The following is a 26,004-nucleotide window of genomic DNA, read 5'->3' as shown; positions in this document are numbered from 1 at the left end:
ATGTCCATGATGTTTGGGCGATTTACAGAAAGAGCACAAAAAGTATTGGCGCTGGCACAGGAAGAAGCTGTTCGATTAGGTCACAATAACATTGGCACAGAGCATATCCTTTTAGGCTTAGTCAGTGAAGGAGAAGGTATTGCTGCTAAGGCTCTGACTGCATTAGGGCTTGAGTCTTCAAAAATTCAGCAAGAAGTAGAGAAACTAATCGGTAAGGGAGAGAAAGTTTCCCAAACGATTCATTATACGCCTCGTGCGAAAAAAGTCATTGAGCTTTCCATGGATGAAGCTCGTAAACTTGGACACTCTTATGTGGGAACAGAACATATTCTTCTTGGATTGATCCGTGAGGGAGAAGGCGTGGCTGCCCGTGTACTGAATAATTTGGGTGTCAGCTTGAACAAAGCCCGTCAACAAGTTTTACAACTCCTTGGAAACAATGAGTCCACAGGGGGGCAAAATCGCCGTGGAGGCGGCTCAGGTGCTCAGGCGGCGAATGCGAATACACCGACCCTCGATTCACTTGCCCGAGACCTTACAGCGATTGCGAAAGAGGGCAACATTGACCCTGTCATCGGTCGGAGTAAAGAAATTGAGCGTGTCATTCAAGTATTGAGCCGTCGTACAAAAAATAACCCAGTTCTTGTCGGTGAACCTGGTGTTGGTAAAACAGCCATCGCCGAAGGTCTGGCTCAGCAGATTATGAATAATGAAGTCCCTGAAATCCTTCGCGATAAGCGAGTGATGACCCTTGATATGGGTACTGTCGTTGCGGGTACCAAGTATCGCGGTGAATTTGAAGACCGTTTGAAAAAAGTGATGGAAGAGATTCGTCAGGCGGGGAACATCATCCTGTTCATTGACGAGCTTCACACGTTGATCGGTGCTGGTGGCGCAGAGGGTGCCATTGATGCATCCAATATTCTTAAACCGTCTCTTGCCCGTGGTGAATTGCAATGTATCGGTGCGACGACACTTGATGAGTACCGTAAATATATTGAAAAGGATGCGGCACTTGAGCGCAGATTCCAGCCTATTCAAGTGGATGAACCGAATCTTGATGAATCCATCCAAATCCTGCAAGGTCTTCGTGACCGTTATGAAGCACACCACCGTGTAACGATCACGGACGATTCAATCGAATCTGCCGTCCGTTTTTCTGATCGTTACATCACAGACCGCTTCTTACCGGATAAAGCGATTGACCTGATCGATGAGGCTGCATCCAAAGTTCGTCTTCGCTCCTATACAGCTCCACCGAACTTGAAAGAGTTAGAGCAGAAGCTAGAGGAAGTGCGAAAAGAGAAGGATGCCGCTGTCCAGAGCCATGAATTTGAAAAAGCAGCTTCCTTAAGAGACAGTGAACAGCGCTTGAGAGATGAGTTGGAACAAACGAAAGATGAGTGGAAAGAAAAACAAGGCCATGAAGATTCCGAAGTTACAGTCGAGGACATTGCTTCTGTCGTATCCACATGGACGGGAGTGCCTGTTTCCAAGATGACGAAAGATGAGAGTGAACGCCTTCTTCATCTTGAAGATACGCTTCACAACCGTGTGATCGGTCAGGAAGAAGCGGTCAAAGCGATTTCCAAAGCGATCCGCCGCGCCCGTGCCGGACTTAAAGATCCGAAACGTCCAATCGGTTCATTCATTTTCCTCGGACCAACAGGTGTCGGTAAAACAGAGCTTGCTCGTGCGTTAGCAGAAAGCATGTTCGGAGAAGAAGATGCGATGATTCGGATCGACATGTCCGAGTACATGGAAAAACACAGCACGTCCCGTCTTGTCGGTTCGCCTCCAGGTTACGTCGGTTATGATGAAGGCGGACAATTAACAGAGAAAGTACGCAACAAGCCATACTCTGTCGTCCTTCTTGATGAAATTGAAAAAGCGCACCCGGAAGTATTCAACATTTTACTCCAGGTTCTTGAAGATGGTCGTCTGACCGATTCTAAAGGGCGCGTCGTTGACTTCCGTAACACAGTGCTGATCATGACCTCCAACGTAGGAGCTCAAGAATTGAAGCAAAATAAATATGTTGGCTTCTCCATGGGTGATACGGATCAGGACTACAAAGACATGAAGTCTAAAGTTACGGATGCGTTGAAGAAAGCTTTCCGTCCGGAATTCTTGAACCGTATTGATGAAACAATCGTGTTCCACTCCCTGGAGAGAAAACACATGAAAGATATCGTAACCTTGATGGTCGAAGAACTGCGTAAACGTTTAAAAGAACAAGAGATCGACTTCGTCTTGTCTGATGCTGCTATTCAGCACATTGCAGAATCAGGGTTCGATCCAGAGTACGGAGCACGTCCATTGCGCCGTTCTATTCAGAAGAATGTTGAGGATCTGCTTTCTGAAGAACTCTTAAAAGAGAACATTGCTAAAGGGCAGAGTGTGAAAATCGATCTTGATGACGATAAAAACTTTGTCGTCCACACGCAGCAGGAGTCAACAAATTAAAATAGTTGTATAAAAGCAGGAAGGCTTGTTTTACAGAAGGTTGAAAGAACGCGGAGGAAGGGCTGCTCCCCTTCTTCTATTTCACCGAAACCTATCATAAAGTGAACAGAGCCTAAGAAAAATCGGAAGGGTTTGCCTTCCGATTTTTTTCATCTTCCGCTATGATTTTACTATAATGATTTAATATGATTGATAAGATTGTGAAACTTATTCACAATCTTTTACGTATAAAATAATAAGAATAAGGAGCGAGATAGTCTTGGCAAAAAGAAAAACGAAGTTTGTTTGCCATGAATGTGGGTATGAGACACCTAAATGGATGGGAAAATGCCCGGGGTGTAATCAATGGAACACGCTGGTCGAAGAAATGGCGGCTGCTCCGGCGAATTCCAGACATGTGTTTCAGACGAGCTCCACTTCCGCAACAACGAAACCAGAAAAAATCACACAAATCAAGTCTCAAAAAGAACCGCGTATGCCGACAGATATGCCTGAGTTCAACCGGGTGTTAGGAGGAGGGATCGTGGCGGGGTCTCTAGTTTTGATTGGCGGGGATCCGGGAATCGGTAAATCCACTCTTTTGCTTCAAGTCTCTGCACAGATCGCGAAAAAAGAATTTCCTGTCCTCTACATATCCGGGGAGGAGTCATCGCGACAAACGAAGCTTCGGGCGGAACGCTTGGATATTACATCTGATGAACTCTATGTTTTACCGGAAACAAACTTACAGGATGTCATCAACCAAATTGAAAACATCGAACCAAAATTTGTGGTCATAGATTCGATCCAGACTATTTTCAAAGAAGATGTTACCTCTGCTCCAGGAAGCGTTTCCCAAGTTCGTGAATGTACAAGTCACTTGATGAGAATCGCTAAAAGCAAAGGTATCCCTATTTTCATCGTGGGGCATGTTACTAAAGAAGGTTCCATTGCCGGTCCACGTCTACTTGAACATATGGTGGATGCCGTCCTTTATTTTGAAGGGGAGCAGCATCACACATTCAGAATTCTAAGAAGTGTGAAGAACCGTTTTGGAAGTACTCATGAAATGGGAATCTTTGAAATGAAGGAGAAAGGCCTGGAAGAGGTTCTGAACCCTTCAGAAATTTTCCTGGAAGAACGTTCGCAAGGGGCTGCGGGTTCAATCGTGGTGGCTTCCATGGAAGGGACCAGACCGGTACTTGTAGAAATACAGGCCTTGATCTCACCTACGGCATACGGAAACCCGAGACGGATGGCTACAGGTCTTGATAACAGCCGTGTACCGCTTTTAATGGCTGTTTTGGAAAAGAGAGCAGGGCTCCTGCTACAGAACCAGGATGCTTACGTAAAAGTCGCTGGTGGCGTAAAATTGGATGAGCCGGCGATTGATTTAGCCGTTGCAATTAGCATTGCCTCAAGTTTCCGGAATCAGTCTCCGAATGGAGATGATGTGGTCGTTGGGGAAGTTGGCTTGACGGGTGAGATACGAAGAGTTGCAAGAATTGAGCAAAGGGTCCATGAAGCGGCGAAATTAGGCTTCAACAGGGTCATCATTCCCAAGAAGAACATGGATGGCTGGACGCCTCCTTCTCAAATCGAAGTGATCGGTGTCAGTACCGTTCAGGAGGCGATGAAGGTTACACTGGGGGATTCATAAATGGAATGGCATGAAATCAAAGAAAATGGAATCGGAGAAATTCTTCAGCTGGTTGCCCCTGGCACACCTCTGAGAGATGGAATTGATAACGTTTTGCGTGCAAAAACGGGAGGATTAATAGTGCTCGGATACGGTGATCATATGCGGGATCTTGTGGATGGCGGTTTCCACATCCAGTCTGATTTCACTCCCGCTCACCTTTACGAATTGGCGAAAATGGATGGGGCGTTAATTTTGAATGATGAAGGGACGCGCATTCTTTATGCTAATGCGCAATTGATGCCGGACCCGGATATCCTATCCACGGAAACGGGGATGAGGCATCGGACGGCAGAACGTGTGGCTAAACAAACGGGAGCTCTCGTTATAGCTATATCTCAACGCCGAAACGTGATCACTTTGTATAAAGGTTCTCTCCGTTACTCACTGAAAGATATTGGTGTCATTTTGACAAAAGCTAATCAGGCGATTCAAACACTGGAAAAGTATAAAAATGTGCTCGATCAAAGCGTGACGAACCTCGGTGCAATGGAGTTTGAAAACATGGTATCCTTTTCTGAAGTTGTTCAGGTCGTCCACCGGATTGAAATGGTTCTTCGGACGAAGACAGAGATTTTAAACTATGTAAATGAGCTTGGTACAGAGGGCCGTTTGATTCAGCTCCAATTAACGGAATTAGTTTCGAATATTGAAGATGAAGCCACATTGTTATTGCGCGATTACAGCAAGCGTCCTGATTATGAACCTTATTATATACTGAGAAAAATGCAGGAAATCACCAATACGGAACTTCTCTCCGATGAGCAGGTATTGAAACTCATGGGGTATTCATCAAATACGAAGTTGTCGGACCCTATCTTTCCAAGAGGATACCGTATTTTAAGTCGGATTCCTAGACTTCCTGTTCTCATTATTGAACACTTGGTCGAAAGGTTCGGTACGTTGGAAGAACTGATCCAGGCTTCTCCGAAAGAGCTTGTTGAAGTCGATGGTGTAGGAGAAATCCGTGCGATGAAAATCAGAGACGGCCTTGACCGCATACAGGAACAGCTGTTCGTAGATCGACATATATAAGAATATTGACTTATTTGTGAACAATGTGATATGATAATTTGTTTACTCATTGACTTAATTTGGAAGTTGTGCTAAGTTAAAAACCATCATTCCTTTTTTATATGATTAATGGTTGTTAGGTTTGGTCATACTGTGTTTGAGGAGGTGAATACAAGTGCTTAAACGTATCGTACAGTTGTTTATTGTCATAACCGGCGGAACCATCGGTTACCTCTATTTCCCAGAGCTATTTACAACCATGGGGCTGACTTGGCAGAATTGGATACAATCTGTCTTAGGGGCCGTACTAGGAGCACTTATATTATTTTTATTTACTTTTTGGATTGTGGATTATATTGTCGATTTTTTAAGGTGGGTTGAAGATACCCTCGTCCGGGCACCGGTAGCAGATTTGCTGTTCGGAAGTCTCGGTTTGATTGTTGGGCTGATCATCGCCTACTTGATCAATATCCCTGTACAAGATATCCAGATTCAAGTGGTTAACCAGGTTGTTCCGATCTTTTTAACATTCTTATTAGGTTACTTTGGTTTTCAGGTCGGTTTTAAACGGAAGGATGAATTCCTGAACTTGGTTTCAAGGAAAGAGAAGAAACCAGAAGAAGAACTTCAGGAGGATTCCACCTTGGATCCTGCTCTGATTCCGAAACGAAAGATCTTGGATACAAGTGTCATCATCGATGGCCGCATCGCAGATATTTGCGATACACATTTCTTAGAAGGAACCATTGTGATTCCACAATTCGTATTGGAAGAATTGCAGCACATCGCTGATTCATCCGATGGTCTGAAAAGAAACCGTGGTCGTCGTGGGTTGGATGTCTTGAACCGTCTTCAAAAAGATCTCCCTGTGAATGTTGAAATTTATGAAGGGGATTTCGAAGACATACAGGAAGTAGACAGTAAGCTTGTGAAACTTGCGAAGGTGATGGACGGGATTGTTGTAACGAACGATTTCAACTTGAATAAAGTTTGTGAGTTTCAAAATGTCCAAGTCTTGAACATTAATGATCTTGCGAATGCTGTGAAACCAGTCGTGCTTCCTGGAGAAGAGATGACGATTCAAGTCATCAAAGACGGGAAAGAGCAGAATCAAGGGGTCGCCTACTTGGATGACGGCACAATGATCGTCGTCGAAGAAGGGAAAGACTTTATCGGAAAGACGATTGAAGTCGTAGTCACCAGTGTGTTGCAGACATCGGCCGGTCGTATGATCTTTGCAAAGCCGAAATCACTTGAAAAAGCCTTGTAAAAACGGTATAAACAAATAGAGAATGACAAAAGTGATAACATGCGTGTTATCGCTTTTGTTGTTTTATGAACGTCTAAACAAACGTAGGATGGATACGCATGAAAAAATATACAGCTATCATACTTGCGGCGGGACAGGGCAAACGGATGCTCGCTGGTCGCAATAAGCAGTTTTTGAAAATCGGTGACCAACCGTTGATCTGTCACACTCTTTCCGTCTTTGATCAGGATGAGTGGTGTGAAGAGTTGGTTTTAGTAACAAATGAACGTGAACGATCTCAGATGGAGGGACTTTTACAAGAATATCCGCTCCGTCACTCCGTTCACCTCGTTGATGGTGGAGCAGAACGACAGGATAGTGTATTTGCAGGACTGGAAGCTGTCAGGCACAGAGAACTTCCTGTGTTTATTCATGACGGGGCGCGCCCGTTTGTACCTCAGGAGCTCTTACACAAATTGTCTGTGACGGCCTACGAAAAAGAAGCCGCTCTTCTTGCTGTCCCTGTGACGGATACAATCAAGCAGAAGTCGGATCTAGGTTTGGATACATTGGATAGAAGTACTCTATGGGCGGCTCAGACGCCTCAAGCCTTCTCCTATGATTTGATTCATGAAGCGCATGAACGAGCAAGGAAAAGCAGATACTACGGCACAGATGACGCTTCTCTCGTCGAGCGGTTGGACAAAGAAGTGGCAATCGTGAAAGGAAGCTATGACAATATCAAGCTTACGACCCCTGAGGACTTACATAAAGCCCAAGCTTACTTGAGTAATCAAAGAAATGGAAAGGTGGAGGATGGCCCTATGTTTCGTGTCGGCCAAGGATTTGATGTACACCAATTGACGGAAGGACGGCCTTGCATCATCGGAGGAATTGAAATCCCTCATGAAAAAGGTCTTCTTGGGCATTCAGATGCAGATGTTCTCCTGCACACAATCGCAGATGCGTGTCTTGGAGCGATTGGCGAAGGGGATATCGGTAAACATTTTCCAGACACGGATCCTGCGTTTAAAGACGCAGACTCCGGCAAATTGCTTCAGCACGTGTGGGATATCGTGACAGAGCATGGGTATGCACTTGGGAATATGGATTGTACGGTCATTGCCCAAGCCCCTAAAATGGCTCCTTATATAGAGCAAATCCGGGAAAATATCGCCTCCCTCCTCAGGGTGGAACCGGGACGGATCAACGTGAAAGCAACGACTACAGAAAAACTCGGTTTTACGGGTCGGAAAGAAGGAATTGCCGCACAGGCAGTCGTCCTTTTGCAAAATAATCAGCATTCCTAAACAAAAAATGATAAAATAAGTCAAGGATATAGACCGGAATAGGAAAGGAGAACAATTATGTCTAACGAAGTACGGGTGCGCTATGCACCAAGTCCAACAGGGCACCTTCACATTGGTAATGCAAGGACGGCTCTATTCAACTACCTTTATGCGAAAAATGCAGGTGGAAAGGTAGTCATTCGTATTGAGGATACGGATGAAAAGCGAAACGTCGAGGGTGGCGAAAAGAGCCAGCTCGACTATTTGAAGTGGTTGGGAATCGAATGGGACGAGAGTTCAGAAAAAGGGGGCGAATATGGTCCCTACCGTCAGATGGAACGTCTGGATATTTATAAGAAATATGTCGACGAATTGATGGAACGCGGTCTTGCGTACAAATGCTATATGACATCAGAAGAGCTTGAAGCAGAACGTGAAGCGCAAATGGCACGAGGGGAAGCGCCGAAATACTCTGGTGCACACCGCGACCTTACAGAGGAACAAATCGCAGCATTTGAAGCGGAGGGCCGTAAGCCTAGTATTCGTATCCGCGTCCCTGAAAACCATACGTACACGTTCAACGATATCGTCCGTGGTGATATTACTTTTGAATCCAGCGATTTTGGTGATTGGGTCATCGTTAAGCAGAACGGAACACCAACGTATAATTTCGCTGTTGCGATTGATGATTACTTAATGAAAATCACACACGTTCTTCGTGGGGAAGAGCATATTTCCAATACACCGAAACAAATGATGGTGTATGAAGCTTTTGATTGGGAAGCTCCGAAGTTTGGTCATATGACTTTGATTCTAAACGAAGAGCGCAAAAAACTGAGCAAGCGTGATCAGCACATTCTTCAGTTTATTGAACAATATAAAAACCTAGGGTATCTTCCAGAAGCTCTTTTCAATTTCATCACTTTACTAGGCTGGTCACCAGTCGGGGAAGAAGAAATTTTCACCCAGGACAAGCTTGTCGAGATCTTCGATGCAGATCGACTTTCTACTTCACCAGCGGTTTTCGATCCGGCGAAACTGAAATGGATGAACAATCAGTACATCAAAGCATCTGATTTGGACCGCGTAGTCGATCTTGCCCTTCCTCATTTAGTTGAGGCTGGACGTTTGTCTCAAGACATGAGCGAGGAAGATCGCAAGTGGTCGCGCGAACTCATCAGCCTTTATCAGGAACAACTGAGCTACGGAGCGGAAATCGTCGAGCTGACCGAATTGTTTTTCAAGCAGGAAATTCAGTATGATGAAGCTGCTATGGAAGTCCTTGAAGGGGAACAAGTACCGGAAGTATTGGAAACGTTCAAGAAAAACCTTCATGAACTTGAAGACTTCACACCAGAAAACATTAAAAAGCAAATCAAAGCGGTTCAGAAAGAGACGGGTCATAAAGGGAAGAAGTTGTTCATGCCTGTCCGTGTAGCCACTACAGGTCAAACCCATGGCCCAGAACTTCCTAACGCGATTCATTTGCTTGGATTAGAAACGGTAACGGTCCGTCTGAATGATGTATTAAGCAAGTTGCAAGCTTAATTCGTTCACAAGTGGGAAAGAATATCATATAGTAGAGATACCTATACGAAACGTTGATGAGGAGAAGTAAGAGGCCCCTCTCTTCTACAGAGAGAATCACCATGGCTGGAAGTGATTCGTTGAGAAGCCTTTGAAATGCACCTCGGAGTCTTTGGCTGAACGAAGTATGCTGAAGCGGGTACCTTCCGTTATCAAGGGTGAAGCGGGGAAAGGCGTAGCCGATCCCAAACAGAGTGGAACCACGTTCGACGCGTCTCTGTGCCATTGGCACAAAGGCGCGTTTTTTTTATTGGGACCGCTTCTGTTTCAGTACAAGGAGGGGAGCAAGTATGGGGCTGTTCAAAATGTTTAAAGAAGATGTCGATGTGGTGTTCGATCAAGATCCTGCTGCTCGTTCTTATATTGAAGTGATCCTGACGTATTCAGGACTGCATGCGATATGGGCACACCGGGTGGCCCATGCTTGTCACAAACGGAAGTTTTTCTTACTGGCCCGGCTCATATCTCAGTGGAGCCGCTTCCTGACAGGCATTGAAATCCATCCCGGAGCGAAAATCGGGCGTCGTTTCTTCATCGACCACGGCATGGGGGTCGTCATCGGGGAAACGTGTGAGATTGGAGATAATGTGACGATATTTCAAGGAGTGACGCTCGGAGGGACGGGGAAAGAAAAAGGCAAAAGACATCCCACTCTCCTTGATAACTCATTAGTAGCCACGGGAGCGAAAGTGCTGGGATCGATCACGATTGGGGAGAACTCTAAAGTAGGGGCCGGTTCTGTCGTGCTCCACGATGTTCCGAACAATTCGACAGTCGTCGGTATCCCTGGTCATGTTGTCATCCAAGATGGTAAGAAGGTCCAAAAGAAGGACCTGGACCATCATAAACTTCCGGACCCTGTGTACGACCGGTTAAACGAGATCGAGAAGGAAATGGCGGAGCTGCGCAAACAATTGGAGGAAACCAAAGGAGTGAACCAACATGGCAATTAACATATACAACACACTGACAAGAAAAAAAGAACCGTTCCAGCCGCTGGAAGAAGGAAAAGTGAAAATGTACGTTTGCGGTCCGACGGTTTATAACTACATTCACATCGGGAATGCAAGACCGGCCATTGTTTTTGATACGGTCAGAAGATATTTTGAATACAGAGGCTATGATGTGCACTATGTGCTCAACTTTACGGATGTCGATGACAAATTGATTAAAGCAGCGAATGAAATGGGCGAAGGAGTCACAGATATCGCCAATCGTTTCATTACGGCTTACAAAGAAGATGTCGGTGCACTAGGCGTGAAAGAAGCCGTGGATCATCCGCGTGTCACGGAAAACATGGATGAGATTATCAGCTTTATCCAGGGGTTGATCGACAAAGGGTTCGCTTATGAAGCGGGAGGGGACGTGTATTTCCGTACGCGGTCCTTCAATCAATATGGAAAACTTTCTCACCAGTCCATTGATGAGTTAAGGTCAGGGTCCCGCATTGAAGTGGGGGATAAAAAAGAAGACCCGCTTGATTTCACCCTTTGGAAAGATGCGAAGGAAGGCGAAATCACTTGGGAAAGTCCTTGGGGAAGCGGGCGCCCGGGCTGGCATATCGAGTGCTCGGCAATGGCTAAGAAATATCTTGGTGAAACGATCGATATCCACGCAGGCGGGCAGGATTTGACTTTCCCGCACCACGAAAATGAGATCGCGCAATCAGAAGCACATAACGGAGAATCTTTTGCCCGTTACTGGATGCATAACGGGTACATTAATATTGATAATGAAAAAATGTCGAAGTCCCTCGGAAACTTCATCCTTGCCCATGATCTTGTGAAGAAGCACGATCCTCAAGTGATCCGCTTTTTCATGCTGAGTGTGCAATACCGTCATCCGATCAACTTTAGTGACGAGTTGTTGAAAGGGGCGAAAAGCAGCTTTGATCGCATCAAGAATGCGTATGAGAACATCCAACACCGGAAGAATTCCACGATGAGTTTGGAGGAAGATCAAAGCGAGTGGCTCGATAAAGTCGCTGGTTTTAAAGAGCAGTTCATTAAGGAAATGGATGATGACTTCAACACAGCGAATGCGATTTCCGTCTTGTTCGATTTAACTAAAGCTGCGAACTTATATCTACAGGAGGACCAGACTCACGAAAAGGTCTTAACGGCTTTTGAAGAGTTGTTCGAAGAATTGACAGGGGTCCTCGGCATTCAGCTTCAGGCGCAGGAAGAACTACTTGATGAGGAAGTGGATGCTCTAATTGAAGAGCGTAAGCAAGCTAGAAAGAACCGTGACTTCGCGCGTGCCGATGAAATTCGTGATGAGTTGAAAGATCGCAACATCATCCTTGAAGATACATCACAGGGCACGAGATGGAAGCGGGGGTAAGGCAATGGCGATCGCAAATGCGAAACAGATGAAGAGTCTTGCCCTCGCCTATATGGGCGACTCTGTTTATGAACTTTACGTCAGGCAGCATCTGCTTGAAAAAGGAGAGGTTATGCCTCAACACCTTCACCAGGCAGCGATCCAGTTCGTGTCGGCTGTTTCGCAGGCGGATGTTGTCCGTGTATGGCAGGAAGAAGAAAGGCTCACGGAAGAAGAGGAAGGTGTGCTTAGAAGGGGGCGGAACGCAAAATCAGGATCCGTCCCTAAGAACACTAACGTACAGACCTATCGATATTCAACCGCATTCGAAGCGGTGTTGGGGTATTTATATTTATCCGGACAAACGGAGCGGCTGGAAACATTGATACAGCATGCAATACAAATCGTTGAGGAAAGGAGTGAAGCGTAATGAATGGAGAATGGATCATCGGAAAGAATTCAGTCCAGGAAGCCATCCGATCAGGCAGACCGATCAATAAAGTGATGGTATCGGATCAGCTGCAGCACCAGGCGTATAAAAAGCTTGAACAGCTGGCCAAAGAACAGGGACTCATTGTCCAAAAAGTACCGAAAAAGAAAATAGACCAGCTCGTTGATGGAAACCACCAGGGGGTCATTGCTTCTGTAGCTGCGTATGAATACAGTGATTTGGAAGATTTATTTGCGAAAGCGGAAGAAAAGGACGAGCCCCCCATTTTTCATTATTTGTGATGAAATTGAAGACCCTCATAACCTCGGTTCCATTCTGCGGACGGCAGATGCGGCAGGAGCACATGGGGTCATCATTCCGAAGAGGCGTTCGGTGTCTTTAACGGCAACCGTTGCGAAAACGTCGACAGGAGCGATCGAATATATTCCGGTTGCTCGTGTAACGAACCTTGCCAGGACCATTGATGAGTTAAAAGAAAGGTTTGTCTGGGTGGTCGGAACAGACGCTGTTGGGACGGAAGATTACCGCCAGCTTGATGGGAACATGCCGATTGCCCTCGTCATAGGAAGTGAAGGCCGCGGTATGAGCCGATTAACGAAAGATAAATGTGATTGGACGGTCAGCCTGCCGATGGCTGGAGAAGTGACTTCTTTGAACGCGTCCGTAGCGGCTTCCCTTTTGATGTACGAAGTCTATAGGAAGCGTCATCCGTTAGGGGAGTAAGGCATGAACGTCTTAATCGTCGATGGATATAACATGATTGGCGCTTGGCCGGAATTGAAAAATTTAAAGGAGAAAGATCTCGGGCAGGCCCGGGATCTCCTTATAGAAATGATGGCGGAGTATCAATCTTATACCGGGGACCGGATCATGGTTGTTTTTGATGCTTATCATGTCCGGGGAGTTGAAAAGAAACAAAAAAATTACAAAGTGGAAGTCATTTTCACAAAAGAAAATGAAACCGCTGATGAACGGATTGAAAAACTGGCAGGAGAATTGAATGATGTTCGTACTCAAGTTTATGTAGCGACGTCAGATTATGCGGAACAACGCACCATTTTCGGGCAGGGAGCCTTCAGGAAATCAGCAAGAGAGCTGTATATCGAAGTGAAGAATATAGAAAACCAAATAGAGAAAGATGTCGAAAGCCAGAATCAATATCCCTATCAATCTAAAATTCCAATTAATAAAGAGGTCAGGGAACTTTTTGAAAAATGGCGGCGAGGAGATAAATAATTCTGACAACTTGTTGACGCTTTTCAGAATCGTACTGTATAATATTGCTATATTGAGGTAGCACGGTCGGAGGGATCCTGTGTGAGCATCTTACAAACGGAGAAAAGCACCAACGATTTGGATCTTAGCAAGCTTGATGACGAAGAAGTCGTTGAACGGATTAATCAAGGACAAGTCCAGGCGCTAGATTACTTGATCAATAAGTACAAGAATTTTGTGCGCGCGAAAGCTCGGACTTACTTTCTCATTGGCGCAGACCGGGAGGATATCGTCCAGGAAGGGATGATCGGTCTTTACAAAGCCATCCGCGATTACAGAGAAGGCAAGTTATCATCCTTCAAAGCCTTTGCAGAATTATGTGTCACCCGTCAAATTATCACCGCAATTAAAACCGCCACAAGACAGAAGCATATCCCATTGAATTCCTACGTTTCTTTGGACAAACCCATTTATGATGAGGAATCGGATCGGACATTATTGGATGTCATCGCTGGTTCAAAAGCTATCGACCCACAAGAATTGATTGTTAATAAAGAAAAGTTTTCTGACATGGAAGAGAAAATGTCGGAGTTATTAAGTGATTTAGAGAAAAAAGTGCTGACCCTCTACTTGGATGGACGTTCCTACTAGGAGATTTCGGTTGAGCTCGATCGACACGTGAAATCTATTGATAACGCTTTACAACGTGTGAAGAGAAAGCTCGAAAAATATTTGGAAATCAATGAAATCACTCTATGAAAGCTGCATTGACAGTAATCGGTAAGAGTGCTACATTTAGTGAGTATGTGTAAACCTCTCTAGATTGAGGTGACGGATAATGAGAAAAAAAGTCATATTAGCTTGTACAGAATGTTTAAGTCGGAACTATAGTTCATATATAAATCGATCCAACCAATCCGAACGTCTTGAAGTCCGCAAGTTTTGTAAAAAGTGCGGAACGCATACTTTACATCGCGAGACGAAATAGAGAAGGAAGCCAGTTGGCGCAAGTTTGGGGGTATTACAGCATGTTTAAGTTCTTCAAGAATGTAGCACGAGAGATGAAGAAGGTGAGTTGGCCTAAAGGTCAGGAACTGTGGAAGTACACGGTTACAGTTATTTTAACTGTCACTTTCGTAGCTGTATTCTTCGCTATTGTAGATCTTGGGATTTCCCAGGTGATTGAACTCATCGCTCAAGAATAGTAGAGTGAATTTTATGCTATAATAGGAGATAGACTTACAAAAAACCCGTCCCGCGGGTTTTTTCATGTTGGAGTAATATTCATCAACTCTAGTATAAGGGAGGGAAGGGCAAGCACTTGTCCTGCGAATATGGAAAAAAAGATGGTATGTAGTGCACACCTATTCAGGTTATGAGAACAAGGTGAAAACTAACCTGGAGAAGCGTGTGGAATCAATGGGAATGGAAGACAAGATCTTCCGTGTTCTTGTTCCCGAGGACGAAGAAACAGAAATTAAAAATGGCAAGAGAAAAGTGGCGAAGAAAAAAGTATTTCCCGGCTATGTATTGGCTGAAATGGTCATGACAGATGATTCCTGGTACGTGGTACGTAATACGCCTGGTGTGACTGGTTTCGTAGGATCCACCGGTTCCGGATCTAAGCCGATTCCTCTCCTGCCCGAAGAAGTAGAAACGGTTCTTAAGCGCATGGGCATGAACGAACAGCCGAAAGCAGAGGTTGACTTCGAAGTGAAGGAAAGTGTTAAAGTAACAGACGGACCTTTCGCAAACTTCACAGGATCCATTGAATATATTGATACGGACAAACAAAAAGTGAAAGTCCACGTTAATATGTTTGGGCGTGAAACCCCGGTAGAGTTAGACTTTACTCAAATCGAAAAATTATAAAATTCATCTCTCCCCTTGCATATTGGAATTAAAGATGCTAGAATTTTTATGTTCTATATGCGCCCAAAAGAGGGCGATTGCGTAGATATCGCAATGAGTGGGAGGGGTTGAACCCTATTACCACATCACGGACTTTAAGGAGGTGTGTCTCGTGGCTAAAAAAGTTATTAATGTTGTAAAGCTTCAGATTCCTGCAGGTAAAGCGAACCCAGCACCGCCGGTTGGACCAGCACTAGGTCAAGCAGGTATTAACATCATGGGATTCTGTAAGGAATTTAACGCTCGTACACAGGAACAAGCAGGTACGATCATTCCAGTAGAAATTACGGTTTATGAGGACCGTTCCTTTACATTCGTTACAAAAACTCCACCAGCTGCTGTTCTTCTTAAGAAAGCGGCAGGAGTTGAATCAGGTTCCGGTGAACCGAACCGTAACAAAGTAGCTTCTGTTAAACGCGACCAAGTACGCGAAATCGCAGAAACGAAAATGCCTGATTTGAACGCTGCTGACGTTGAAGCTGCTATGCGCATGGTTGAAGGTACAGCGCGCAGCATGGGAATCACGATCGAAGATTAATCCCACAGCGTCAAAGGGAGATAGGAAAAGGTTGCGGAAATGGAGCTTGTGACTCTTTCGCAACCTTTATTCGTGGGAGGAAAATCCGTTAAAACCACAACGAGGAGGAAATTAATAATGGCTAAGAAATCAAAAAAGCAACAAGATCTAGCGAAGCTTGTTGACCGTACAAAAGCTTATGATGTGCAAGAAGCCATCAAGCTTGTAAAAGAAACTTCAAAAGCGAACTTTGACGAAACTGTCGAAGCAGCATTCCGTCTAGGTGTAGATCCTAAGAAAGCGGACCAACAGATCCGTGGCGCGATGGTGCTTCCACACGGTACAGGTAAATCTCAACGTGTGCTTGTTTTCGCTAAAGGTGATAAAGCGAAAGAAGCAGAAGCAGCGGGTGCTGACTACGTAGGTGAACAAGACCTAATCAACAAGATCAACCAAGGTTGGTTCGAGTTTGATGTCGTAGTAGCAACTCCTGACATGATGGCTGAAGTTGGTAAACTAGGTCGAGTACTAGGACCAAAAGGTCTTATGCCGAACCCTAAAACAGGTACAGTGACATTCGAAGTAGAAAAAGCTGTTAACGAAATCAAAGCTGGTAAAGTAGAATACCGCGTTGATAAAGCAGCAAACATCCACGTTCCAATCGGAAAAGCATCTTTCGATGAGAACAAGCTGGCTGAAAACTTCGCAGCAATCACTGAAACACTTGTTAAAGCGAAGCCACAAGCATCTAAGGGAACTTATATGCGTAACGCTGCTGTTTCATCTACGATGGGACCCGGAATCAAAGTAGACGTTTCTGGTTACACGAAGTAATAAAAAAGTGTTGACTTTCCGTTATCTACGTTATATACTAGGTAGCGTTGTATAAATGAATACGTTATACCGTAGACAGCAGGTGCGGACTTCCGTTTAAATTCCTGCCGAGGTGTGTGATATAAATAGAGCAGCGCGATCTGCCCTGCTCTATGAAACACCTCCATGTCTATGTGGGGGTGTTTTTTTACGAGTAAAACCTTCGAACGGTATGATGAAAAGTCAATAGGAGGTGGAACAATGAGCAGTGTTATCGAACAGAAGAAACAGATTGTATCTGACTTGGCTGACAAGTTCCGCAACAGTAAATCTGCAGTCGTTGTAGACTACCGCGGACTTGATGTAGCAGAAGTTACTGAACTTCGTACCCAGCTTCGTGAAGCAGGCGTAGATTTCAAAGTGTATAAAAACACAATGGTCCGTCGTGCTGCTGACGAAGTCGAACTATCTGAACTTAACGAAGTCCTTCAAGGACCGACAGCTGTCGCTTTCCATGAAGACGATGCTGTAGCTGCGGCTAAAGTATTGAACAACTTCGCTAAAGATCACGATAGCCTTGAAATCAAAGGTGGGGTAGTTGAAGGACAAGTTGCAACTCTTGAGCAAATCAAAGAACTTGCAAACCTTCCAAACTACGAAGGTCTTGTATCTATGTTCCTAAGCGTACTACAAGCACCTATCCGCAACTTCGCTTACGCTACGCAAGCGATCGCGGATCAAAAAGAAGAAGAAAGCGCGTAAGTTAGCGTTCGTTTAAACTATAACAACAAAAACTAAGGAGGAAATTTCTCATGTCTAACGAACAAATTATCGAAGCGATTAAGGAAATGTCTGTTCTTGAGCTTAACGATCTAGTTAAAGCAATTGAAGAAGAATTTGGTGTATCTGCTGCAGCTCCAGTTGCTGCTGGCGCGCCTGCTGCAGGTGGCGAAGCTGCTGAAGAGCAAACTGAATTTGATGTAGTACTAGAATCTGCTGGATCTTCTAAGATCAAAGTAGTTAAAGCAGTACGTGAAATCACTGGTGCTGGTCTTAAAGACGCGAAAGAAATGGTTGATGGTGCTCCAGCAACAATCAAAGAAGCTATCTCTAAAGAAGAAGCTGAAGAAATCAAGTCTAAGCTTGAAGAAGCAGGCGCTTCTGTCGAAGTTAAGTAAGAGAATGTTTAAAGTAAAGCTCGCTGATTTATCGGCGGGCTTTCTTTTTCTTAACAGGCATATTTAGCAAGAGTGCTCATGATTTGCTAGACTTGCTAGAATCAGGAATAGACCTTGCCATTTCAATAGATGAAAAAGAAGGTGTTCGGATTATGTCGGAGCATTATTATTCAAAGAAAACAACGACGAGCAGTGAAGAAAAGACATGGAACTTTGAGTTGCTCGGTCATGTCTTCACATTCACGACGGATAATGCCGTCTTTTCCAAAAAAGAAGTGGATTTCGGATCGCGTTTATTGATTGAAACCTTCCATGAACCAAGTGTTCAAGGGGACATTCTTGACCTTGGTTGTGGGTATGGCCCGATCGGTTTGTCTCTGGCTAAAGCTTACGAAGACCGTCACGTTTTTATGGTCGATGTAAATGAGAGGGCTTTGGGGCTTGCAGAGAAAAATGCGGCAGATAATGAAGTGGTGAACATTACGATTCAAGAAAGCGACCGTTTTCAGGGGATCGTAGATCAGCAGTTTGCTGCTATTCTTACAAATCCGCCCATCCGGGCTGGGAAACAAGTGGTCCACACAATGTTTGAAGAAGCGAAGGAAGCTCTACTTGATGAAGGAGAGTTGTGGGTCGTGATTCAAAAGAAACAGGGGGGCGCCGTCTGCGAAGCAAAAACTTGAAGATTTGTTCGGAAATGCAGAGGTCGTGGATAAGCACAAAGGGTATTACATCCTTAGAGCTAAAAAGTTTGACTAGCCCTATTAGTTGTGCTAGTATTGGAAAATGCCAATATATCTGAACTCTGTCAAGTCTTTTTTTGGAAATGTGTATAAAAAGTTGATAGATGGTCAGAATGGTAAAATCGAACACTGAAAGTAAATGAGGTTTTTACGTATGAAAAGCCTTTTTCTTTTTTGTCTAACGTTAGAGAGAAATGAAGAATCACCATTCGTTGTGAGACGGATGTTTAAATAGTGCTTGTGGCAAGATCAACCGCAAGCCTGTTCGGCATGTCTTGCCGGACCCTTTTTTCGTTATTAAAATGCTTGATTTGAGGGGTGAATCAGTTGACAGGTCAACTAGTTCAGTATGGACGACACCGCCAGCGCAGAAGTTACGCACGCATCAGTGAGGTATTAGAATTACCGAACTTGATTGAAATTCAAACCGCTTCTTACGATTGGTTCTTAGAAGAAGGTTTGAAGGAAATGTTCCAGGATATTTCCCCAATCGAAGATTTCACAGGTAATTTGTCACTGGAGTTTGTGGACTACAGTCTTGGCGAACCAAAGTATCCAGTCGATGAGTCAAAGGATCGCGATGTAACATATAACGCACCACTTCGTGTGAAAGTACGTCTCTTGAATAACGAGACGGGAGAAGTGAAAGAACAAGAAGTATTTATGGGTGACTTCCCACTTATGACAGACACAGGTACCTTTGTGATCAATGGTGCTGAGCGTGTTATCGTTTCTCAGCTTGTTCGTTCTCCTAGCGTGTACTTTAACAAGAAGATTGATAAGAATGGTAAGAGAGGTTACACAGCTACCGTCATCCCGAACCGCGGAGCGTGGCTTGAGTTCGAAACCGATGCTAAAGACGTCGTGCACGTCCGTATCGACCGTACTCGTAAGTTACCGATCACCGTGCTTTTACGTGCTTTAGGATTCGGCACAGACCAGGAGATTATCGATCTTATTGGTGATAACGAATACTTGAAGAACACGTTGGAAAAAGACAATACGGAAAACACAGAGAAAGCGTTGCTTGAAATCTACGAGCGTCTACGCCCTGGTGAGCCGCCTACAGTAGAAAATGCGAAAAGCTTGCTCGTTTCCCGTTTCTTCGACCCGAAACGCTATGACCTAGCCCGTGTGGGTCGTTATAAAATGAATAAAAAACTTCACATCAAAGATCGTTTGTTCAACCAGACGCTGGCAGAAACGCTGGTGGATGAAGAAACAGGCGAAGTGATCGCTGAAAAAGGGGACAAGATCGATCGTCGTCTATTGAATAAGCTGATCCCTCACTTTGATGACGAAGAAGGCACATTGAGTGAAGAAACGCTGGACCCGGTAGACGGTGTCCTTGAAGATCCTATCCAGGTTCAGTCTGTCAAAATTGTTGACCCGACGGACCCAGAAGGTGAGCGTTCCATCAATGTCATCGGCAATGCAAACATTGACCGTGACGTGAAGAACATCACTCCAGCGGATATCCTTTCTTCTATCAGTTACTTCTTCAACTTGTTGCATGATGTGGGTGGAACGGATGACATCGACCACCTTGGAAACCGCCGTCTGCGTTCTGTTGGTGAATTGCTTCAGAACCAATTCCGTATCGGTCTTTCCCGTATGGAGCGTGTGGTTCGTGAGCGTATGTCTATCCAAGACACGTCCTCCATCACGCCACAACAATTGATTAATATTCGTCCTGTTATTGCATCCATCAAAGAGTTCTTCGGAAGCTCGCAATTGTCTCAGTTCATGGACCAAACGAACCCGTTGGCAGAACTGACGCACAAGCGCCGTCTTTCAGCATTAGGACCTGGTGGTCTGACTCGTGAGCGTGCAGGGTTTGAAGTTCGTGACGTACACTACTCCCACTATGGTCGTATGTGTCCGATCGAAACGCCGGAAGGACCAAACATCGGTTTGATCAACTCCCTTTCCTCCTATGCGAAAGTGAATGAGTTTGGTTTCATCGAGACACCTTACCGTCGTGTTGACCCTGATACGAACAAAGTAACAGCTCAAATCGATTACCTTACAGCTGATGAGGAAGACAATTACGTTGTCGCTCAGGCAAACGCCAAGCTTGAAGAAGATGGAGCTTTTACAGATGAAGAAGTTATCGCCCGTTTCCGTGGTGAGAACACCGTTGTTAGTCGTGATCGTATCGACTACATGGACGTTTCACCGAAGCAGGTTGTATCTGCAGCGACCGCATGTATTCCTTTCCTAGAGAACGATGACTCCAACCGTTCCTTGATGGGTGCGAACATGCAGCGTCAAGCAGTACCATTGCTCAAACCTGATGCACCGCTTGTCGGTACAGGTATGGAGTATGTGTCTGGTAAAGACTCTGGTGCTGCAGTCATTTGTAGACACGAGGGAATTGTTGAGCGTGTAGAAGCGAAAGAAGTTCGTGTACGCCGCATTTCTGAAGTGGATGGCAAAGAGGTCGAAGGAGACCTGGATCGTTACCGTTTGCAGAAATTCATTCGATCTAACAAGGGAAGCTGTTACAACCAGCGTCCAATCGTTTCTAAAGGAGATCGCGTTAAGCAAGGTGAAATCCTGGCTGACGGACCTTCCATGGATATGGGTGAACTGGCACTGGGTCAAAACCCGCTTGTTGCCTTCATGACTTGGGATGGTTACAACTATGAGGACGCCATCATCATGAGTGAACGTCTCGTTAAAGATGATGTGTACACGTCCATTCATATTGAAGAATATGAGTCTGAAGCTCGTGATACGAAGCTTGGACCGGAAGAAATCACCCGCGACATTCCGAACGTTGGTGAAGATGCTCTTCGTGACTTGGACGATCGTGGAATTATTCGCGTAGGTGCTGAAGTAAGTGATGGAGACCTGCTTGTTGGTAAAGTTACGCCAAAAGGTGTGACAGAACTATCTGCAGAAGAACGTCTTCTTCATGCAATCTTCGGTGAAAAAGCCCGCGAAGTCCGTGACACTTCCTTGCGTGTGCCTCACGGTGCAGGCGGAATTGTCCTTGATGTGAAGATCTTCAACCGTGAAGACGGTGATGAACTTCCACCAGGTGTGAACCAGTTGATCCGTGCCTATATCGTTCAGAAGCGTAAGATTTCTGAAGGGGATAAGATGGCCGGTCGTCACGGGAACAAAGGTGTTATCTCTAAGATTCTTCCAGAAGAAGATATGCCTTTCCTTCCGGATGGTACACCGGTTGACATCATGTTGAACCCACTAGGTGTTCCATCGCGTATGAATATCGGTCAGGTACTAGAGCTGCACATGGGTATGGCTGCTCGTTTGATGGGTGAAAGAATTGCTACACCAGTATTTGATGGTGCACGCGAGGAAGACGTTTGGGAAACATTGCAAGAAGCCGGTATGGCTCGTGATGCGAAGACGATCCTATATGATGGACGTACAGGTGATCCGTTTGATAACCGAGTATCTGTCGGTGTCATGTATATGATCAAACTTGCGCACATGGTTGACGATAAATTGCACGCCCGTTCAACTGGACCGTATTCATTGGTTACGCAACAACCGCTTGGTGGTAAGGCACAATTCGGTGGACAGCGTTTCGGTGAGATGGAGGTATGGGCACTTGAAGCATATGGTGCTGCTTATACTCTTCAAGAAATCTTGACTGTTAAATCTGATGATGTTGTCGGACGTGTGAAAACGTACGAAGCCATCGTTAAAGGCGACAACGTTCCTGAACCTGGCGTTCCTGAATCCTTCAAGGTTCTAATTAAAGAGCTACAAAGTTTGGGAATGGATGTGAAGATCCTTTCTGGTGATGAACAAGAGATCGAAATGCGCGATATCGAAGAAGAGCAAACCAAAGAATCCGAGAATTTGAACTTAGACGACTAAGATAGAAACACTGCTGCTGCTCGTGTTCTAAGTTTAGGGTAAAACCTGGATACTGAAAGGGAGGTAGGCCCCTTGCTAGATGTAAATAACTTTGAGTATATGAAAATAGGCCTGGCTTCACCGGATAAGATTCGTTCTTGGTCCTACGGTGAGGTTAAGAAGCCAGAAACCATCAACTATCGTACGTTGAAACCAGAAAAAGACGGTCTTTTCTGCGAGCGAATCTTCGGCCCGCAGAAAGACTGGGAATGTCACTGTGGAAAATATAAGCGCGTCCGCTATAAGGGTGTCGTATGTGACCGCTGTGGCGTTGAAGTAACTAAGGCGAAAGTTCGCCGTGAGCGTATGGGGCACCTTGAGCTAGCTGCCCCTGTCTCTCATATTTGGTACTTCAAAGGGATCCCGAGCCGTATGGGTCTTGTGTTAGACATGTCTCCGAGAGCTTTGGAGGAAGTGATCTATTTCGCAGCCTATATCGTAACGGACCCAGGAGAGACGGCTCTTGAGAAGAAGCAATTGCTTTCTGAAAAAGAGTACCGCTCTTATCGTGAAAAATTCGGACAAGGATTCCAGGCGGCTATGGGTGCGGAAGCAATCCGTAAGCTTCTATTCGATATCGACCTTGATGGTGAAGTAGATACGTTGAAAGAAGAGCTGAAGACAGCTCAAGGACAACGTCGTACACGTGCAATCAAGCGTCTTGAAGTACTGGAGTCCTTCCGTAACTCAGGGAACGATCCATCATGGATGATTCTTGACGTGCTTCCGGTCATCCCACCGGAACTTCGTCCAATGGTCCAGCTTGATGGTGGACGTTTTGCAACTTCTGACTTGAATGACTTGTATCGTCGTGTGATCAACCGTAACAACCGCTTGAAGCGTTTGTTGGATCTTGGCGCACCGACAATCATCGTTCAAAACGAGAAGCGTATGCTTCAAGAAGCTGTCGATGCTTTGATTGATAATGGTCGTCGCGGCCGTCCAGTAACAGGACCAGGAAATCGCCCGCTTAAATCCCTTTCTCACATGCTGAAAGGTAAGCAAGGACGTTTCCGTCAGAACTTGCTAGGTAAGCGTGTCGACTACTCCGGACGTTCTGTTATCGTCGTAGGTCCATCCTTGAAGATGTACCAGTGTGGTCTTCCGAAAGAAATGGCCCTTGAATTGTTCAAACCATTCGTTATGAAAGAACTCGTATCCCGAGGTCTTGCTCATAACATCAAATCAGCGAAGCGTAAGATCGAACGCGTGCACCACGAAGTATGGGATGTCCTTGAAGATGTCATCAAAGAACACCCGGTTCTCCTCAACCGTGCACCAACATTGCACCGTTTGGGTATCCAGGCCTTTGAACCGACGCTTGTAGAAGGTCGTGCCATTCGTTTGCACCCGCTTGTATGTACTGCATACAACGCCGACTTCGACGGAGACCAAATGGCCGTACACGTGCCACTATCTTCAGAAGCTCAGGCAGAAGCGCGTATCTTGATGCTTGCTGCTCAAAACATCCTTAACCCTAAGGATGGTAAGCCAGTCGTTACACCTTCCCAGGACATGGTATTAGGTAACTACTACCTGACTCTTGAGAGAACAGGTGCGATTGGTGAAGGTATGTTCTTCAAAGACTTGAACGAAGCTTTGATGGCATATCAAAACGGCTATGCCCACCTGCACACGCGTGTCGCAGTTCAGGCTAGCTCTTTGAATAACGAAACATTTACAGAAAAACAGAATCAGCAGCTTCTACTGACTTCAGTAGGAAAGTTGATCTTCAACGAAATGCTGCCGAATTCATTCCCATATATCAATGAACCGACGAAAGAGAACTTGGAAATCAAGACTCCTGATCATTACTTCATTGAAAAAGGTACAGATATCCGTGAAGAGTTCAAGAAGCGTGAAGAAGTATCTCCATTCAAGAAAGGCATCCTTGGTGATATCATCGCAGAAGTGTTTAAGCGTTTCTCCATCAGTGAAACGTCTAAGATGCTTGACCGCATGAAGGACCTTGGGTTTGCTTACTCAACGAAGGCCGGTATTACTGTTGGTGTATCCGATGTTGTCGTACTTCCAGAGAAGCAGGAAATTCTTGATGAAGCCCAGGAGAAAGTAGATAAAGTCTTGAAACAGTTCCGTCGTGGTCTGATTACAGAAGAAGAACGTTACGATCGCGTCATCGAAATTTGGTCTGCGGCTAAAGATGATATTCAGAACCGTCTGATGAAGTCCTTGAACCCGCGTAACCCAATCTTCATGATGAGTGATTCCGGAGCACGTGGTAACGCCTCTAACTTTACGCAGCTTGCTGGTATGCGTGGTCTGATGGCCAACCCGGCTGGACGAATCATCGAACTTCCGATCAAGTCTAGTTTCCGTGAAGGTCTGACGGTACTCGAGTACTTCATTTCTACACACGGTGCCCGTAAAGGACTTGCCGATACGGCACTTAAGACAGCCGACTCAGGTTACTTGACTCGTCGTCTTGTAGACGTAGCGCAAGATGTTATTGTTCGTGAGGATGACTGTGGAACGGACCGAGGTCTCCCGGTAGCTGCATTGACAGAGGGAACCGAAGTGGTCGAACCATTGATCGACCGTCTTATCGGACGTACAGCATTCCAGACAGTGAAACATCCTGAAACTGGCGTTATCATGCTGGAAAGAAACGAAGTTATTTCTGAAGATGTCGCACGTCAAATTGTTGATGCCGGCATTGAAGAAATCATTATTCGTACGGCATTCACATGTAATACGAAACATGGTGTTTGTAAGAAGTGTTATGGCCGTAACCTTGCAACAGGTGATGAAGTTGAAGTCGGTGAAGCAGTCGGAATCATCGCTGCACAATCCATCGGTGAGCCGGGTACCCAGCTTACAATGCGTACCTTCCACACAGGTGGTGTAGCCGGAGACGATATCACGCAGGGTCTTCCGCGTATCCAGGAGATCGTGGAAGCACGTAATCCGAAAGGTCAAGCCGTTATCACAGAAATTGATGGTACGGTACACGAAATCAATGAAGTCAAAGAGAAGCAAGAAATTGTCGTTCAAGGTGCTGTAGAATCACGTTCATACACGGCTCCATATGGTGCACGTATGAAAGTGTCGGTTGGAGATGAGGTCAAAGCAGGTGAACCTCTGACTGAAGGTTCTATTGATCCTAAAGAATTGTTGACCGTACAAGGACTTGACGGCGTTCAAGAGTACCTTCTCAAAGAAGTACAGAAAGTTTACCGAATGCAAGGGGTTGAAATCTCCGATAAACACGTCGAAGTTATGGTACGCCAGATGCTTCGTAAAGTACGTGTCCTTGATTCTGGTGATACCGATGTACTTCCAGGTTCCCTACTTGAAATTCACCAATTCAAAGAAGCGAACCAAAAAGCGCTTATGGAAGGTGGCCAGCCGGCAGTCGGCCGTCCAGTCATCCTTGGTATTACCAAAGCGTCTCTTGAAACAGACAGCTTCCTATCCGCTGCATCCTTCCAGGAAACAACACGTGTCCTTACAGACGCAGCTATTAAAGGTAAGCGTGATGAGTTGCTAGGATTGAAAGAGAATGTTATTATCGGTAAGCTTGTTCCTGCAGGTACGGGTATGACTCGTTACCGCAAGATCCAAGCGCAATCCGAGCAACAAAGACAAGAGGTTCCAGAAGTGACGGAAGAAGTCACCCATTCTTAAAATAAAGAAGTAGATGTTAACAAGGTGTAAAA

19 protein-coding genes, 3 pseudogenes and 2 other annotated features are annotated in these 26,004 nt (G+C 45.3%); all 22 genes and pseudogenes read left to right on the top strand.

Going from position 1 to position 26,004, the window contains the following annotated elements; genetic code table 11:
• Window positions 1-6: 6 nt before the first annotated feature.
• The 22 genes and pseudogenes from clpC to rpoC all read left to right on the top strand — a co-directional run bounded on the left by clpC (window position 7) and on the right by rpoC (window position 25,972).
• Entirely contained in the window at window positions 7-2,466 is a 2,460-nt protein-coding gene (gene clpC / locus LC065_RS04220) for an ATP-dependent protease ATP-binding subunit ClpC (RefSeq protein WP_306163768.1), read from the top strand.
• 259 nt (window positions 2,467-2,725) lie between these two features.
• Window positions 2,726-4,105 (top strand): DNA repair protein RadA, encoded by a 1,380-nt coding sequence (radA, locus tag LC065_RS04215; RefSeq protein ID WP_306163767.1) that lies wholly within the window; start codon window positions 2,726-2,728, stop codon window positions 4,103-4,105.
• Entirely contained in the window at window positions 4,106-5,179 is a 1,074-nt protein-coding gene (disA, locus tag LC065_RS04210) for a DNA integrity scanning diadenylate cyclase DisA (protein ID WP_226594738.1), read from the top strand.
• Between the two features lie 154 nt (window positions 5,180-5,333).
• Window positions 5,334-6,428, top strand: a complete 1,095-nt coding sequence (locus LC065_RS04205) for a PIN/TRAM domain-containing protein (RefSeq protein ID WP_226594740.1) — start codon at window positions 5,334-5,336, stop codon at window positions 6,426-6,428.
• A gap of 98 nt (window positions 6,429-6,526) precedes the next feature.
• On the top strand, window positions 6,527-7,717 hold the full coding sequence (locus tag LC065_RS04200) for a bifunctional 2-C-methyl-D-erythritol 4-phosphate cytidylyltransferase/2-C-methyl-D-erythritol 2,4-cyclodiphosphate synthase (protein ID WP_226594742.1): 1,191 nt from the start codon (window positions 6,527-6,529) through the stop codon (window positions 7,715-7,717).
• Window positions 7,718-7,774: 57 nt separating this feature from the next.
• Window positions 7,775-9,244 (top strand): glutamate--tRNA ligase, encoded by a 1,470-nt coding sequence (gene gltX / locus LC065_RS04195; RefSeq protein WP_226594744.1) that lies wholly within the window; start codon window positions 7,775-7,777, stop codon window positions 9,242-9,244.
• A gap of 44 nt (window positions 9,245-9,288) precedes the next feature.
• Window positions 9,289-9,505: a binding site (T-box leader), on the top strand.
• 74 nt (window positions 9,506-9,579) lie between these two features.
• A complete protein-coding gene (cysE, locus tag LC065_RS04190) occupies window positions 9,580-10,236 on the top strand; it encodes a serine O-acetyltransferase (RefSeq protein WP_306163940.1) in 657 nt (218 codons plus the stop codon).
• Window positions 10,226-11,626: a cysteine--tRNA ligase gene (gene cysS / locus LC065_RS04185; RefSeq protein ID WP_226594745.1), complete on the top strand. Its 1,401-nt coding sequence runs from the start codon at window positions 10,226-10,228 to the stop codon at window positions 11,624-11,626. Before cysE ends, cysS begins: the two co-directional genes overlap by 11 nt.
• A gap of 4 nt (window positions 11,627-11,630) precedes the next feature.
• Window positions 11,631-12,035: a Mini-ribonuclease 3 gene (locus tag LC065_RS04180; protein WP_226594748.1), complete on the top strand. Its 405-nt coding sequence runs from the start codon at window positions 11,631-11,633 to the stop codon at window positions 12,033-12,035.
• Window positions 12,035-12,779: pseudogene (gene rlmB, locus LC065_RS04175) on the top strand (23S rRNA (guanosine(2251)-2'-O)-methyltransferase RlmB). Before LC065_RS04180 ends, rlmB begins: the two are co-directional and overlap by 1 nt.
• 3 nt (window positions 12,780-12,782) lie before the next feature.
• A complete protein-coding gene (locus tag LC065_RS04170) occupies window positions 12,783-13,292 on the top strand; it encodes an NYN domain-containing protein (protein WP_226594750.1) in 510 nt (169 codons plus the stop codon).
• Window positions 13,293-13,373: 81 nt separating this feature from the next.
• Window positions 13,374-14,030: pseudogene (gene sigH, locus LC065_RS04165) on the top strand (RNA polymerase sporulation sigma factor SigH).
• A 79-nt stretch (window positions 14,031-14,109) separates the two neighbouring features.
• Window positions 14,110-14,259 (top strand): 50S ribosomal protein L33, encoded by a 150-nt coding sequence (gene rpmG, locus LC065_RS04160; RefSeq protein WP_074736204.1) that lies wholly within the window; start codon window positions 14,110-14,112, stop codon window positions 14,257-14,259.
• Between the two features lie 40 nt (window positions 14,260-14,299).
• A complete protein-coding gene (gene secE / locus LC065_RS04155; RefSeq protein ID WP_160916728.1) occupies window positions 14,300-14,476 on the top strand; it encodes a preprotein translocase subunit SecE in 177 nt (58 codons plus the stop codon).
• Between the two features lie 127 nt (window positions 14,477-14,603).
• Window positions 14,604-15,143, top strand: a complete 540-nt coding sequence (nusG, locus tag LC065_RS04150) for a transcription termination/antitermination protein NusG (RefSeq protein ID WP_306163939.1) — start codon at window positions 14,604-14,606, stop codon at window positions 15,141-15,143.
• Window positions 15,144-15,294: 151 nt separating this feature from the next.
• On the top strand, window positions 15,295-15,720 hold the full coding sequence (rplK, locus tag LC065_RS04145) for a 50S ribosomal protein L11 (RefSeq protein WP_035511717.1): 426 nt from the start codon (window positions 15,295-15,297) through the stop codon (window positions 15,718-15,720).
• A 117-nt stretch (window positions 15,721-15,837) separates the two neighbouring features.
• Window positions 15,838-16,533, top strand: a complete 696-nt coding sequence (gene rplA / locus LC065_RS04140) for a 50S ribosomal protein L1 (RefSeq protein WP_226594752.1) — start codon at window positions 15,838-15,840, stop codon at window positions 16,531-16,533.
• A 51-nt stretch (window positions 16,534-16,584) separates the two neighbouring features.
• Window positions 16,585-16,731, top strand: a sequence feature (ribosomal protein L10 leader region).
• 42 nt (window positions 16,732-16,773) lie between these two features.
• The gene (rplJ, locus tag LC065_RS04135) at window positions 16,774-17,274 is read left to right on the top strand and encodes a 50S ribosomal protein L10 (RefSeq protein ID WP_160916763.1); all 501 of its coding nucleotides are present in this window, start codon (window positions 16,774-16,776) and stop codon (window positions 17,272-17,274) included.
• A 50-nt stretch (window positions 17,275-17,324) separates the two neighbouring features.
• Window positions 17,325-17,690, top strand: a complete 366-nt coding sequence (gene rplL, locus LC065_RS04130; protein ID WP_089654443.1) for a 50S ribosomal protein L7/L12 — start codon at window positions 17,325-17,327, stop codon at window positions 17,688-17,690.
• Window positions 17,691-17,713: 23 nt separating this feature from the next.
• A pseudogene (locus LC065_RS04125) lies at window positions 17,714-18,449 on the top strand (class I SAM-dependent methyltransferase).
• A gap of 311 nt (window positions 18,450-18,760) precedes the next feature.
• Window positions 18,761-22,288, top strand: coding sequence for a DNA-directed RNA polymerase subunit beta (rpoB, locus tag LC065_RS04120; protein WP_306163766.1), 3,528 nt, complete (start codon window positions 18,761-18,763; stop codon window positions 22,286-22,288).
• 72 nt (window positions 22,289-22,360) lie between these two features.
• Complete coding sequence (gene rpoC / locus LC065_RS04115; protein WP_226594756.1) at window positions 22,361-25,972, top strand: DNA-directed RNA polymerase subunit beta'; 3,612 nt, start codon at window positions 22,361-22,363, stop codon at window positions 25,970-25,972.
• Window positions 25,973-26,004: the final 32 nt, after the last annotated feature.

The organism is Halobacillus litoralis (assembly GCF_020524085.2).
Classification (GTDB): Bacteria; Bacillota; Bacilli; order Bacillales; family Halobacillaceae; genus Halobacillus; species Halobacillus litoralis_E.
Note: the sequence above shows the minus strand (reverse complement) of the source record. Positions and strands in the feature narration are given on the sequence as shown.